The following is a 14,351-nucleotide window of genomic DNA, read 5'->3' as shown; positions in this document are numbered from 1 at the left end:
AAGAACTCCGCCGAATCGGCCGACGTGGCCCAGCGCTCCGTGCAGATCGCCGCCAAGGGCGCCGAAGTGGTGCGCCAGACGATCCAGGGCATGGACAACATCCGTGACCAGATCCAGGAAACCTCGAAGCGAATCAAGCGACTGGGCGAAAGCTCCCAGGAAATTGGTTCCATCGTTGAACTGATCAACGACATCTCCGAACAGACGAACATCCTCGCGCTCAACGCAGCCATCCAGGCGGCGTCGGCGGGTGAAGCCGGCCGCGGCTTCGCGGTCGTGGCCGACGAAGTGCAGCGACTCGCGGAACGCGCCTCGAACGCCACCAAGCGAATCGAGGCCCTGGTCCAGACCATTCAGTCCGATACCAACGAAGCGGTCAGCTCGATGGAACAGACGACCGCGGAAGTGGTCGCCGGTGCCCGACTGGCCGAGGACGCCGGCCTGGCCCTGGGCGAGATCGAAAAGGTCTCGAACGACCTCGCCGACCTCATCCAGAACATCTCCCAGGCGGCCCGCCAGCAGTCCACCGCGGCGACCAACATCACGGCCACCATGTCCGTGATTCAGGAGATCACCACCCAGACCTCGCAGGGCGCGAACCAGACGGCCGAGTCGATCGGAAACCTGGCGCAGCTGGCGGCCGACCTGCGTCGTTCGGTCGCCGACTTCAAGCTGCCGGGTTGATCATCCTCCCCGGCCCGCCCCTGGCCACACACCGGCATGGCCGTCCCCCCGGACGTCCCTGCCTAGACAGGACCTCGGCATGAGGCTGCACGAAAACATCGATTTCACCACGCTCACCTGGGTCAAGCCCGAGCTCGACGAAACGCTGCGCCAGGCGCGGCAGGCCCTGGAGGCCTACGTCGAGGAAGGCGAGGACCCGGGCCAGCTCAAGGCCTGCTCGTCGCTGCTGCACCAGGTGCAGGGCACCCTGCGCATGGTCGAGCTCTACGGCGCCGCGATGGTGGCCGAGGAGATGGAGCAGCTGGCCAAGGCCCTGCAGGAAGGCAAGGTCGCCGACCGCGACGTCGGTTACGCCGCGCTGATGCGCGGCATCGTGCAACTGCCCGACTACCTCGAGCGCCTGCAGTCGGGCCACCGTGACATCCCGATCGTGCTGCTGCCCCTGCTCAACGAACTGCGCGAACCGCGCGGCGAGAAGGGCCTGTCGGAGTCGGTGCTGTTCTCGCCGGACCTGTCGCGCCCGCTGCCGGTGTCCGCGGCAGGTCCGGCCCAGCCCCTGGCCGAAGACGAACTTCGCCGCCGCGCCGATGCCATGCGCGGCCTGTTCCAGTCGGCGCTGCTGCGCTGGCTGAAGGACGACAACAGCGCCAACACCATCCGCGACCTGACCGACGTCTGCGAACAGCTGGTGCCGATCACCGACGCCGAGCACGCGCGCCGCCTGTTCTGGGTCGCCGCCGGCACGCTCGACGCACTGGCCAAGGGTGCGTTCGAAGCCAGCAAGCCGCTCAAGCAGGCGCTGGCCAAGGTCGAACAGGAAATCAAGCGCCTGGCCGAGGGCGGCGATGCCGCCTTCCGCAGCGATCCGCCGCTCGAGCTCACCCGCCAGCTGCTGTATTTCGTCGCCCATGCCCCCACCGAAGGTGGCCGCATCGGCGAGATCCGCGAAGTCTTCGGCCTGGGCCAGTACATGCCCAGCGAATCCGAGCTCGCGCATGCCCGCGGCAGCCTCAGCGGCCGCAACAAGGCACTGCTGTCCACCGTCGCTGGAGCGATCAAGGAAGACCTGCTGCGCGTGAAAGACGCGCTCGACCTGCACCTGCGCACGCCCGAAGCCACCCCGGCCGACCTGGGCGAACAGGCCGAAGCCCTGGACCGCGTCGCCGATACCCTGGGCATGCTCGGCCTCGGCGTGCCGCGCCGCGTGGTGCAGGACCAGCGCACGGCCATCAATGCCATCGCCAGCGGCCAGCGCGCCGCCGACGAATCGGCCCTGCTCGACATCGCCGGCGCCCTGCTTTACGTCGAAGCCTCACTCGACGACCAGGTCAACCGCCTTGGTGAGGCCGACGCCGCCGAGGAAGCGTCCGGCAGCGAGCGCGCGCTGCCCGGCAGCGAGGCGCGGGCGGTGCTGGAGGTGCTGGTCAAGGAGGCCATCGCCAACTTCGCCCAGGCCCGCCAGTGTTTCGTGGCCTTCGTCGAAACCCATTGGGACCACGCCCAGCTGGCCGACGTGCCGCGCCTGGTCGAGGAAGTCGCCGGCGCCCTGCGCATCCTGGAAATCCAGGACGCGCCGCAGTACCTGGCCGCCGTGCGCAAGTTCACTGAAAACGAACTGCTGCGCCGCCGCCGTGTGCCCAACGGCCAGCAGATGGACCGCCTGGCCGACGCCCTGGCCAGCCTGGAGTACTACCTCGAGGCGCTGCGCGACCGCCGTCCCAGGCGCGAACAGATCCTCGAGGTCGCGCGCCAGAACCTCGAATCCCTGGGTTACTGGCCGCTGCCGGCCGAAGACCTGGCGCCGCCCGCATCGGTCGTGCCGACCGGTGCCAGCGAGGCGCCGGCCTTCCAGGACGCGCCTGCGGTCGACGCCGTTGCCGAGCCGGTTGCCGAGCCCGTTTCCGAGCCTGTCCCCGAAACCGTGCCGGAGCCGGTGGCTCCGGAAGAGTTCGCCTATCCGGACCTGGGCATCGAACTGGAACTGCCGCCCGAACTGGCCGACGCCGCCAAACCGGCGACGCCGATGGCCGAGCCGGAGCCGGAGCCGGCTTCCGGGGAAGGCTTCGGCGCGATCCCGGAGGAACCGCAGCCGGCCGTGACGCAGGCGGAACCGGAACCCGAGGCGACGCCGGAGCCGATTGCTGAGCCGGAGCCGACACCCGAGCCGGTCGCCGAAGCCGCAGCCGCCCCCGCCGGCCTGCCCGTCATCGGTGGTTTCGACGGTTCCAGCGACGAGATCGACGACGAAATCCGCGAAGTCTTCCTGGAGGAATTCCAGGAAGAAATCGGCAACCTCGAGCAACTGCTGCCGAACTGGCGCAAGCAGCCGGACAACATGGAACAGCTGCGGCCGATCCGCCGCGTCTTCCATACCCTCAAGGGCAGTGGCCGCCTGGTCGGCGCCAAGACCCTGGGCGAGTTCAGCTGGAAGGTCGAGTCCATGCTCAACCGCGTGCTCGACGGCACCCGCACGGCCAGCCCGGCCGTGGTGTCGCTGATCGAGAACGCCTTCAACACCCTGCCATTGCTGCGCGCCGCCCTCCAGGGTGAAACCGTGCATGCCGACCTGGCGGGCATCGAGGCCGTGGCCGACCGCGTCGCGGCCGGCGAGGAGGTCTTCTACGCCCCCGTGGCCGCCGCGGGAGCCGAGCCCGTCGCCGCCGCGACGCCGGAGCTGCCGGAGGCCGAGGTCGAAACGCCGGTTCCGGAAATCCCGGCACCGGAGCCCGTGGTCGGGTTCGACGACGGTCCGCTGGTGCCGCCGACGCCGGAAACCGGCTTCGCCATCGATCCGGTGCTGTTCGAAATCCTCAAGCCGGAAGTCGCCGGCCACCTGGAAACCATCGACGCCTGGCTCGCCAGCTGCGCTTCGATGGGGCCGCAGCCCGTCAGCGACCCGCTGCTGCGCTCCGTGCACACGATGAACGGCGCCTTCGCGATGACCGAAGTCACCGCGCTCACCGGCATCACTTCGCCGCTGGAGGGTTTCCTCAAGCGCTCGCTCGCGGCCCAGAGCGTGCCGGACGGCGCCGGCGTGCGCATCGTTTCCGAAGTCGGCGCGGCCATCCGCGAAACCATCGGGGTGCTCGAGCGCCCGGGCGCAAGCCTGCCTGACTACAGCGAACTGGCCTCCCGGGTCGCGGCCCTGCGCGACGCCCTGCCCGAGGCGATGGGCCCCATGGCCCCGACCGGTCCGGACGACGGCCATGCCACCGGCGAAATGCCGACCGCGGTCGCCCTCGAGGCGCCGGATGTGTCCGGCCTGCCCGATTTCGACGCGCCTCTCGATGTCCCGACGACCGCGTCGGACGAGGCGTCGGTCACGACCGAAATGCCGGGCCTGAGCCCGGAGCCCGAACACATCTCGCTCGAGGCCTTCCTGGCCGACGCCGGCCTGCCGGCCGAAGAGGGCGGGGCGCCGATGCTTTCGATCAGCGAGGTCGAAACCGGCGACACCCTTTCCGAAGAAGAGCTGCTGGCCGCCGAAGCGGCGCTGAAGGCGGCCGCCGACGCGGAAGCCGCCGAAGCCGCCGCGGCCGAAGCTGCCGCGGCCGAAGCTGCCGCGGCCGAAGCTGCCGCCGCCGAAGCCGCTGCTGCCGAAGCCGCCGCCGCTGAGGCCGCTGCCCAGGCTGCTGCCCAGGCTGCTGCCGCGCAGGCCGCCGCTGAAGCGGCCGCTGCCGAAGCTGCCGCCGCCGAAGCTGCCGCCGCCGAAGAGGCTGCGCGCGAAGCCGAAGCCGCCCAGGCGCGCGCTGCCGAAGAAGCCGCGGCCCTTGCCGCCGAGGAAGAGGCCCGCCTGGCAGCCGAAGCCGCCGCTGCGGCCGAAGAGGCTGCCGCCGCCGAGGCCGCTGCCGCAGAAGCCGCCGAAGCCGAAGCCCGCGCCGCGGAAGAGGCCCGTCTCGCCGAAGAAGCCCGCGCCTCCGAAGAAGCCCGCGTCGCCGAAGAAGCCCGCGTCGCCGAAGAAGCTCGCGCCGCTGAAGAAGCCCGCGTCGCCGAGGAAGCACGCGTCGCTGAAGAAGCCCGCGCCGCCGAGGAAGCACGCGTCGCTGAAGAAGCCCGCGCCGCCGAAGAAGTCCGCGTCGCTGAAGAAGCCCGCGCCGCCGAGGAAGCTCGCGTCGCCGAAGAAGCTCGCGTCGCCGAAGAAGCCCGCGTCGCCGAAGAAGCCCGCGTCGCCGAAGAAGCCCGCGTCGCCGAAGAAGCCCGCGTCGCTGAAGAAGCGCGCGTTGCCGAAGAAGCCCGTCTCGCTGAAGAAGCTGCCGCCGCAGCCGCAGCCGAGCCGGAAGCGCCGGCCTCTGCCGATGATTTCTACGGCATGTCGCTCGAGGAGCTCGAGAAACTCACCGCGCCCGAGACCGGCGACACGCCGGCTGCCGAGCCGCAGGACGCCGACTCCGCCGCCGCCGTGCCCGACACCCTCGAAGCGGAGGTTGCCGGATTCGACGCCGCCGAGCCCGAAGTCAGCGAGCCCGAAGTCACCGAGCCCGAGGTCGTCGAGCCCGAAGTCACCGAACCCGAGGTCATCGAACCCGAAGTCGTCGAACCCGAAGTCGTCGAACCCGAAGTCGTCGAACCCGAAGCCGCAGCACCCGCGGAAGCCACCGAGGCCGCCGAGGAGGGAGCCACCGGCCCGCGTGCCAAGGTGCCCCTGGCGATCGACCCCGAGGATCCGGACGCGGAGCTCGACACCAGCGACCTCGACGTCGAACTGCTGGATATCTTCCTGGAAGAGTCCGAAGACCTGCTCGACCACTCCGACGGCATGCTGGCCGACCTGCGCGATAACCCGGCCGACCGCGAGCTGGTCGTCGGCCTGCAGCGCGACCTGCACACGCTCAAGGGCGGCGCCCGCATGGCCGGCATCTTCCCGGTCGGCGAACTGGGCCACGCGATGGAATCGCTGCTCGAAGTCGTGGCCGAAGGTCGCCGCGAACTCGACCCGGCCGGCGTGGTCGTGCTCGAACGCGCCTTCGACCGCCTGCACGTCATGGTCACCCGGGTCGGCGAGCGCAAGGCCATCGCGCTGCCCGCCAACCTGATCGCCCAGATCGACGCGCTGGCCAAGGGCAAGCCGCTCGACGCCAGCGAACCGGTGGCCGAACAGGCGCCCGCCGCCGAGCAGGCACCCGCGGTGCCGCGCGAAACCGCGCTCGACCGCAAGGCCGCCGAAGCCGAGGAAGCCGCGCTCTCGCGCGCGGCGCAGTTCTCGCTCGCTCCCTCCGCCGACGGGCTGGCGCCGCTTTCGGCACCGATCGAAGGCCTGGGCGAGGAAGAGGACGGCTCCGGCGTACGTGCCCCGCAGGAACAGGTCCGCATCCGCGCCGACCTGCTCGACCGCCTGGTCAACTACGCCGGCGAAGTCGCCATCTACCGCGCACGCCTCGAGCAGCAGCTCGGTGCCTTCCGCGCCAACCTCGGCGAACTCGGCCAGACCACCACGCGCCTGCGTGACCAGCTGCGCAAGCTCGACATCGAGACCGAGGCGCAGATCATCGCGCGCTACCAGCGCGAAGGCGACGTCAGCGAGGAGACCTTCGATCCGCTCGAGCTCGACCGCTTCACCACCCAGCAGCAGCTCTCGCGTTCGCTGGGCGAGTCCGCGGCCGACCTGACCAGCCTGCAGGGTTCGCTCGACGACCTCGTGCGCCAGTACGAAACCCTGCTGCTGCAGCAGTCGCGCGTCAGCTCGGACCTGCAGGAAGGCCTGATGCGCACGCGCATGGTGCCCTTCGACGCGCTGGTGCCGCGCCTGCGCCGCGTGCTGCGCCAGTCCGGCAGCGAAACCGGCAAGCAGGTCAACCTCAAGGTCGACGGCGCCAGCGGCGAAATGGACCGCAACGTCCTCGACCGCATGACCGCGCCGCTCGAGCACATGCTCCGCAACGCCGTCGCGCACGGCCTGGAAACGCCGGCCGACCGCCGCAAGGCCAAGAAGGCCGAAGAAGGCACGGTCCGCGTCCAGGTGCTGCGTGAAGGCTCGGAAGTCGTGCTCAAGATCAGCGACGACGGCCGCGGACTGGACAAGGAAGCGATCCGCAAGAAGGCCATCGAACGCGGCCTGCTCAAGCCCGATGCCGAGGTCTCCGACCAGGCGCTCTACGGCTTCATCCTGGAAACCGGCTTCTCCACCGCCGCATCGGTCAGCCGACTGGCCGGCCGTGGCGTCGGCATGGACGTGGTGTACAGCGAAATCCGCCAGCTCGGCGGCACGCTCACCATCGACTCCGAACAGGGCAAGGGCAGCACCTTCACCATCCGCCTGCCGTTCACGCTGGCGGTCACCCAGGCCGTGTTCGTCAAGATCGGCGACACCAGCTACGCGGTGCCGATCGCCTCGGTGCAGGGTGTCGGCCGCATCAGCCGCGACGAACTCGAAAAGCAGCTCGCCAGCGGCGACCCCAGCTTCACCTACGCCGGCGAGTCCTACGCCATCCACGACCTGGGCCGCCTGATCGGCCACGCCACCGCCAAGGCGCAGGACAGCCTGCAGATGCCGCTGCTGCTGGCCCGCTCCGGCGACCTGCGCGCCGCCATCTGCATCGACCAGGTGCTGGGCAGCAAGGAAATCGTGGTCAAGCCGGTGGGCCCGCAGGTCAACTCGATCCCGGGCATCTTCGGCGCCACCATCATGGGTGACGGCCGCGTGGTCGTGATCCTCGACGTCGCGCCGCTGGTTCGCCGCCAGTCCTCGGTCGACCACGCCGCGGAGGCCGCCGCGGCCGCCGCCGCGCCTGCGGTGAAGGCCCACCGCGTGCCGGTGGTGATGGTGGTCGACGACTCGATCACCATGCGCAAGGTCACAGGCCGCGTGCTCGAGCGCCACAACTTCGAGGTGATGACCGCGAAGGACGGCATCGACGCCATCGAGAAGATGGCCGATCGCATCCCGGACCTGATGCTGCTCGACATCGAGATGCCGCGCATGGACGGCTACGAGCTGGCGCAGAACATGCGCTCGGACGGCCGCATGAAGGACGTGCCGATCATCATGATCACCTCGCGTACCGGCGAGAAGCATCGCCAGCGCGCCTTCGACATCGGCGTCAACCGCTACCTCGGCAAGCCCTACCAGGAGGCCGAACTGATGCGGAACGTGCTCGAGATGCTCGGCATCGAACAGGAGCAGGTCGATGGCTGAGGCTGCCGTGCGCGTTGCGCTGCTGGCCAGGCCAGGCGAGGCCCGCGACCAGCTGCGCCGGGCGCTGGCGGAGCTGGGCGCCGAGCTGGTGGCCGAGGGTGACCCGTCCGAGCTCGACCCCGCCACCGTCGCCGGCCACTCGCCGCGCGTGGTGCTGGTGAGCCTGGAGCCGGCGATCGAGGACGCGCTTGAGCGTTTCGACGACCTGCTGGGCCAGCCCGACGTGCAGGTGCTCTACGACGATGCCGAAGTCACCCGGCAGCTCGATGGCTGGGACCTGGCGCGCTGGGCCCGCCACCTTGCGGCCAAGCTGGTCGGCAGCGACGTGCTGCCGCCGGTGCCCGGGGACGCCGACCCGCTGCCGCAGATGGACCTCTCGCGCATGGAGCCGGGCGCGCCGCCGACGCCCGCCGAGGCGATGGCCGACGAGAAGCTCGAGGACTATGCGTCCGAGTCGCTGGATCTCTCCGAATGGGTCCCGACCCAGCCGAAGCTTTCCGACGAGCCGCGTTCCGACGAGGTACCGGACAGCGCCACGGCCGAGATCCCGGCCGACGACCTGGACCTGGACCTCGACCTGGCCGGCCTGGAAGAGGCCCTGGCCGGCGGCGGAGCCGCAGCTGCAGCCGAAGGTCCCGCGCCGGAGGCCGAAGCCAGCTTCGACCTGGCCGAGGGCGGCGAGGAACCCCTGCTGGCCGACCTCGAACTTTCCGACGAACCGGTGCGCTTCTCCAGTTTCTCCGACGATGATGCGCCGGCTCCGGACACGCTCGACGACGACGTCGCGGCCCTGGCCGCCCAGTTGGAGGCCTTCGAGGCGAACGACCAGCGCCAGGAGGCCAGGGACCCCGAGTTCGACATCAGCTTCGACGAACCGGCCGGCAATCCGTCGCCGGCCGACGCGCCACAGGCCACGCCCGCCCCCGCCCCGAGCCCGGCCGCACCGCGCATCGGCGGCTTTGGTGGTTTCGGCAATCTTGAGCTGGCGCCGATGGACGATATGCCGGCGGCCGGTCCGGTCGAGGTTGCGTTCGCGCCGGCGCCGTCGGTCACGGAGAGCCTGGGCAGCCGGCTGAGCCTGGCCGACCAGGACGCCGCGCCCCGCCAGTCCATGCACCCGGGCGCGCTGCTGGTGCTCGCCGGCCTCGGCGGCCCTGACGCCGTGCGCCAGCTGCTGGCCGCGCTGCCGGTGAACCTGCCGCTGCCGGTCCTGCTTTACCAGCATCTCGATACCGGCAAGCACGATCGCCTGGTCGGCCAGCTGTCCAAGGCCAGCCAGCTGCCGCTCGACCTCGCCGAGGACGGCAAGCTGGCCTATCCGGGGCGCGTGGCGGTACTGGCGCCCGGCATGGGCGCACGCCGGGACGGCGACAGCATCAGCTTCACCGGCGGCGACCTCGCGGCCGTGCTGGCGGCGCTGGCGCCGGCCGACAGCGGCGTGCTCGTGCTCAGCGGCGCCGATCCGGCCCTGGTGCCGGCGGTGCTTGAAATCCACGCCGCCGGCGGCCTGGTCCTGGCCCAGGATCCCTCGGGCTGTTTCGATTCCGTCGCCGCCGAAGCGGTGGCCGCGGCAGGCGCCGCCTCGGGTGCGCCGACCGAACTTGCCGCCCGAATCGTCGAGCGCTGGCATTAACCTGTTTTCCGGAGGAATGGCATGAACGCCCAGCGTGATATCCGCGGCGTGTTGATCTCGGTGACCGGCAGCCGGCTCCTGCTGCCCAATGCCAGCGTGGCCGAGGTGATCACCTACTCCGAGCCGGAAGTCCTGGCCAATGCCCCGCCGTGGCTGCTGGGCCGGGTGCGCTGGCGCGGCTGGCGCCTGCCGCTGCTGTCGTTTTCGCGCCTGGCCGGCTGGTCCGAGGAGGACGGCCAGATGGGCGCCAAGGTGGCCGTGCTGAAGGCGCTCGGTGGCAATCCGAAGCTGCCGTTCTTCGCCGTGCTGTCGCAGGGCTTCCCGCGCCTGGTCACCGTGTCCGGCCAGGGCCTGAAGCAGTCGCATGACATCAAGGAACTGCCGCTGGGCGTGCACGCCCGCGTCACTCTGAACGACGACCCGGCCGTGGTGCCCGACCTGCTCAGCGTCGAGCTGCTGATCCAGAAGGCCCTCGACCAGGCCCAGGCCGCCGCTTAAGCCAGGTCGCCATACAGCGCCTGCAACGCCGCAATCGCCGCCAGCCCGGCCGTTTCCGTGCGCAGGATGCGCGGGCCCAGGCGCAGTCCGCGGAAGCCGGCGGCGCGTGCCGTCGCCAGGTCGCGTTCCGACAGGCCGCCCTCCGGGCCGACCAGCAGGGCGACTTCCGCCGCCGCCGGCAGCGCCAGGTCGTGCAGCCCGAGTTCGGCCGTGGGGTCGAGCATCAGCTTCACCGGCGCCGTTTCCGCCACCGCATAGTTGGCCAGCGACAGCGGTTCGCCGAGTACCGGAAGCCGCGCGCGCCCGCTTTGTTCGCAGGCTGCGACCACGATGCCCTGCCAGTGCGCGAGGCGCTTCGCGGCGCGGTCGGCGTCGAGCTTCACTTCGGTGCGCTCGGTGCTCACCGGCGCAAAGGCGGCAACGCCCAGCTCCGTGGCCTTCTGCAGCACCCAGTCCATCTTGTCGCCGCGGGCGATGCCCTGGGCCAGGGTGATGCGCAGCGCTGATTCGTTCTCAACCGGCCGCGCATCGATCACCTCCGCTTCCGCCCCGCGCTTGCCGACCGACACCAGCCGCGCCGCGAAATCATGGCCGTCGCCGTTGAACAGCAGCACCGGATCGCCCACGCCCAGGCGCAGCACGCGCACCAGATGCCCGGCGGCGGTTTCCGGCAGCATCGCGAGGCCGCCCGGCGCCAGCGGCTGGTCGACGTAACAGCGGATGCTCCTCATGGCCGGCAGGCCTCCCCGATGGCGGTGGTGGTGACGTCGGCCAGCACGGCCAGTTCCTCCTCGCCGACGCAGTAGGGCGGCATCCAGTACAGGATGTCACCCAGCGGGCGCAGCACCACGCCCCGGTCCAGCGCGTGCCGGTAGGCGCGCAGGCCCCGCCGGTCGGCAGCGGGGAAGGGCGCCCGTGATTTCCTGTCGGCGACCAGCTCGATCGCCAGGATCATCCCGGTCTGGCGCACTTCGGCCACGTGCGGGTGCGCGGCCAGCGGCGCGGCCAGTTCGGCCATGCGCGCCGCGGTGCCGCGGTTGCGGGCCAGCACGTCGTCGGTGTCGAAGATGCGCAGCGTCGCCAGGGCGGCGGCGCAGCCCAGCGGGTTGCCGGTGTAGCTGTGCGAATGCAGGAAGGCGCGTTCGCGCGAATCGTCCAGGAAGGCGTCGTACACCGACGCCGTCGTCAGCACGGCCGACATCGGCAGGAAACCGCCGGTCAGGCCCTTGGACAGGCACAGGAAGTCCGGCGTGATAGCGGCCTGCTCGCACGCAAACAGCGTGCCGGTGCGGCCGAAGCCGACCGCGATCTCGTCGGCGATCAGGTGCACGCCGTGGGCGTCGCACAGTTCGCGCGCGCGGCGCAGGTAGGCCGGGTGGTACATGCGCATGCCGCCGGCGCACTGCACCAGCGGCTCGAGCACCAGCGCGCAGACGCTGCCGGCGTGGGCCTCCAGCAGCGCCGCCAGTTCGTCGGCGCGGCGCAGCGCGCAGGCCTCGGCGGATTCGCCGGCCTCGGCCTCGTAGGCGTCGGGCGAGGGCGCGAACAGCGGCTCGAGCAGCAGCGGCGCATAGACGCGGCGATAAAGCGGGATGTCGCCCATCGACAGCGCGCCGATGGTTTCGCCGTGGTAGCCGTTGGTCAGCGAAATGAAACGCGTACGCTGGCCCTCGCCGCGGTTGAGGTGGCTGTGGAAGCTCATCTTCAGCGCCACCTCGATCGCCGCCGAGCCGTTGTCGGCGTAGAACACCCGCGCCAGGCCGGGCGGGGCGCGTTCGAGCAGGGTTTCGGCCAGGGCCAGGCCGGCTGCGTGGGAAAAGCCGGCGTAGATCACGTGCTCGAGCTCGCGTGCCTGGGCGCCGATCGCCTCGGCGATGCGCGGCTCGCCGTGGCCGAACAGGTTGGTCCACCAGCTGCTGACGGCGTCCAGGTAGCGTTTGCCGTCCACGCCCTCGAGCCAGGCGCCGCGGCCGCGGCGGATCGGCACCAAGGGCAGGGTGCCGGGGTGTTCCTTCATCTGGGTGCAGGGATGCCAGACCACCGCCAGGTCGCGCTCGCGCCAGGCCGCCGCATCCAGGGCGTGCAGTTCCGCTTGTTTGTCCATGCGCGGATGATCCGGTGCCCGGCGCCGCCTGTCCAACCACGCCGCCCGCGCCGGGACGCCGGCGGCGGCAGCGGCTAGAATCGCCGGATGCGTCCCTTGCCGACCATCCACGCCCGCGAAGAACAGCCCCTGGAAAGCGGCCGCCGCGAAATCCTGCACCTGGAGTTCAGCAACGGCGAACGCCGCCGCTACGAGCGCCTGGTCAGCGGTGGCCACGGCTCGGTGATCATCGCCGCCGTGCCCGAACCGGGCACCGTGCTGCTGATCCGCGAATACGCCGCCGGCACCCACCGCTACGAACTGGGCCTGCCCAAGGGCCGCATGGACGCCGGTGAAACCGTCGAGGAAGCCGCCAACCGCGAGCTCAAGGAAGAAGTGGGCATGGGCGCGCGCAAGCTCAGCCTCGTGCGCTCGATCACGCTGGCGCCCGGCTACATGAGCCACCAGATCCACCTGGTGCTGGCCGAAGACCTCTATCCCGAACGCCTGCCCGGGGACGAACCCGAGGAACTGGAAGTCGTGCCCTGGAAATTCGACCGGCTGGCCGACCTCATGCTGCGCGAAGACTGTTCGGAGGGCCGCTCGCTGGCCGCGCTGTTCATCGTGCGCGAACTGTTGAAGGAGCGAGGGTGAATCCACTGCGTGAGGCCTGCATCGGCCTGGCCCGCGAGGCCGGCGACGCCATCCTGTCCGTGTATGCGCGCGATTTCGCCGTGCAGACCAAGGACGACGAATCCCCGCTGACCCAGGCCGACCTGGCCTCGCACCGGATCATCGTCGACGGCCTGCGCCGGCTGGCGCCCGACATCCCGGTGCTGAGCGAGGAAGACGCCGATATTCCCTGGTCGGTGCGCCGGCAGTGGACCCGGCACTGGCTGGTCGATCCGCTCGACGGCACCCGCGAGTTCGTCAAGAAGAACGGCGAGTTCACCGTCAACATCGCGCTGATCGAAGACGGCCGGCCGGTGCTGGGCGTGGTGTTCGCGCCGGTCACCGATTACCTGCTGCACGCCGAGGCCGGCGTCGGCGCCTTCCTGCGCGAACGTGGCCAGGACATCGCGCTGCAGACGCGCCGTCCGGCGACGTCGCCGCTGCGGGTCGCCGCCAGCCGCTCGCACCTGGACGAACGCACTGCCGCCGCGCTGGCGCGCATGGGCGAGACCGAACGCCACGGCCTGGGCTCGTCGCTGAAGTTCTGCCGCATCGCCGAAGGCAGCATCGACGTCTATCCGCGCTTCGGTCCCACCAGCGAATGGGACACCGCCGCCGCGCAGTGCGTGCTCGAGGCCGCCGGCGGCGCCGTGCTGCGCCTGGATGGCACGCCGCTGGACTACAACCGCAAGGAAAACATCCTCAATCCCCACTTCATCGCGCTTGGCGACACCTCTCTGCCGTGGCGGGAGTGGCTGGACGAAAACGCCGATGGCTGAAATCGACGAACTGCTGGCGATCATGGCCCGCCTGCGCGATCCGCAGCGCGGCTGCCCCTGGGACGTGAAGCAGGACTTCGCCTCGATCGCGCCCTACACGATCGAGGAAGCCTACGAGGTCGCCGACGCGATCCAGCGCGGCGACATGGCCGACCTCAAGGACGAACTGGGCGACCTGCTGTTGCAGGTGGTCTTTCATGCGCGCATGGCGGAAGAGGCCGGGCACTTCGCCTTCGCCGACGTCGCCGCCGCCATCAATGACAAGATGATCCGCCGGCATCCGCACGTGTTCGGCGACGCCGCCAGCCAGGCCGACGCCGAGGCGCAGCTGGCCAACTGGGAAGAGCTCAAGCGCCGCGAGCGCGAGGCCAGCGGCGCGCAGGACACCAGCGTGCTGGCCGGCATCGCCCGCGGCCTGCCCGAGTGGCAGCGCGCGGTGAAGCTGCAAAAGCGCGCCGCGACCCTGGGCTTCGACTGGCCCGGCCCGGCGCCGGTGATCGCCAAGCTGCACGAGGAAATCGAAGAGGTGCGGGTCGAGTTCGACGCCGTCGCCGCCGGCGACGAGTCCGCGCGCGACCGCCTGGAGGACGAACTGGGCGACGTGCTGTTCGTGGTCGCCAACCTCACCCGCCACGGCAAGGTGGACTTCGGCGCCGCGCTGCGCCGGGCCAACGCCAAGTTCGAGCGCCGTTTCCGGCGCATGGAAGTGCTGGCGGCGGAAGAGGGGACGGACCTATCGTCGCTGCCGCTCGACCAGCAGGACACCTACTGGAACCGTGCCAAGGCCGAAGAAAAACAGGGTCCTGTGGGTGGGGCATCAAAGCCCAAAAACTTTAGGGGCCGAATTTACACCAACACGGGCCCGCGCCC

Annotated in this window: 9 protein-coding genes; 7 read left to right on the top strand and 2 right to left on the bottom strand. The window is 70.6% G+C overall.

The window, feature by feature from the left end; translation table 11 throughout:
* The 4 genes from ACE3TE_RS12715 to ACE3TE_RS12700 form a co-directional block, all read left to right on the top strand.
* Positions 1 to 684, top strand: a 684-nt coding sequence (locus tag ACE3TE_RS12715; protein ID WP_374605527.1) for a methyl-accepting chemotaxis protein, incomplete at its 5' end; no start/stop codon positions are given.
* Between the two features lie 79 nt (positions 685 to 763).
* Complete coding sequence (locus ACE3TE_RS12710; protein ID WP_374605525.1) at positions 764 to 7,816, top strand: Hpt domain-containing protein; 7,053 nt, start codon at positions 764 to 766, stop codon at positions 7,814 to 7,816.
* The gene (locus tag ACE3TE_RS12705; protein WP_374605523.1) at positions 7,809 to 9,449 is read left to right on the top strand and encodes a chemotaxis protein CheB; all 1,641 of its coding nucleotides are present in this window, start codon (positions 7,809 to 7,811) and stop codon (positions 9,447 to 9,449) included. Before ACE3TE_RS12710 ends, ACE3TE_RS12705 begins: the two co-directional genes overlap by 8 nt.
* Positions 9,450 to 9,470: 21 nt before the next feature.
* Positions 9,471 to 9,947 (top strand): chemotaxis protein CheW, encoded by a 477-nt coding sequence (locus ACE3TE_RS12700; protein WP_374605521.1) that lies wholly within the window; start codon positions 9,471 to 9,473, stop codon positions 9,945 to 9,947.
* Here the strand turns inward: ACE3TE_RS12700 and ACE3TE_RS12695 are convergent.
* On the bottom strand, positions 9,944 to 10,678 hold the full coding sequence (locus ACE3TE_RS12695; protein ID WP_374605519.1) for a 16S rRNA (uracil(1498)-N(3))-methyltransferase: 735 nt from the start codon (positions 10,676 to 10,678) through the stop codon (positions 9,944 to 9,946). The genes ACE3TE_RS12700 and ACE3TE_RS12695 overlap by 4 nt on opposite strands.
* Positions 10,675 to 12,051, bottom strand: coding sequence for an adenosylmethionine--8-amino-7-oxononanoate transaminase (gene bioA, locus ACE3TE_RS12690; RefSeq protein WP_374605517.1), 1,377 nt, complete (start codon positions 12,049 to 12,051; stop codon positions 10,675 to 10,677). Before bioA ends, ACE3TE_RS12695 begins: the two co-directional genes overlap by 4 nt.
* A gap of 87 nt (positions 12,052 to 12,138) precedes the next feature.
* Here bioA and nudE point away from each other — a divergent pair, with 87 nt between their 5' ends.
* From nudE to mazG, 3 genes are all read left to right on the top strand, one after another.
* Positions 12,139 to 12,684 carry an ADP compounds hydrolase NudE gene (gene nudE, locus ACE3TE_RS12685; RefSeq protein ID WP_374605515.1) on the top strand — a complete coding sequence of 182 codons (546 nt, stop codon included), beginning with the start codon at positions 12,139 to 12,141 and terminating at the stop codon, positions 12,682 to 12,684.
* On the top strand, positions 12,681 to 13,481 hold the full coding sequence (gene cysQ / locus ACE3TE_RS12680; protein ID WP_374605513.1) for a 3'(2'),5'-bisphosphate nucleotidase CysQ: 801 nt from the start codon (positions 12,681 to 12,683) through the stop codon (positions 13,479 to 13,481). Before nudE ends, cysQ begins: the two co-directional genes overlap by 4 nt.
* A partial coding sequence (mazG, locus tag ACE3TE_RS12675; RefSeq protein WP_374605511.1) for a nucleoside triphosphate pyrophosphohydrolase occupies positions 13,474 to 14,351 on the top strand: 878 nt, incomplete at its 3' end. The genes cysQ and mazG, both read left to right, overlap by 8 nt.

The sequence above is a fragment of the Arenimonas sp. genome, assembly GCF_041919775.1.
Taxonomy (GTDB): domain Bacteria; phylum Pseudomonadota; class Gammaproteobacteria; order Xanthomonadales; family Xanthomonadaceae; genus Arenimonas.
This window is presented reverse-complemented; position numbering and strand designations above follow the sequence as displayed.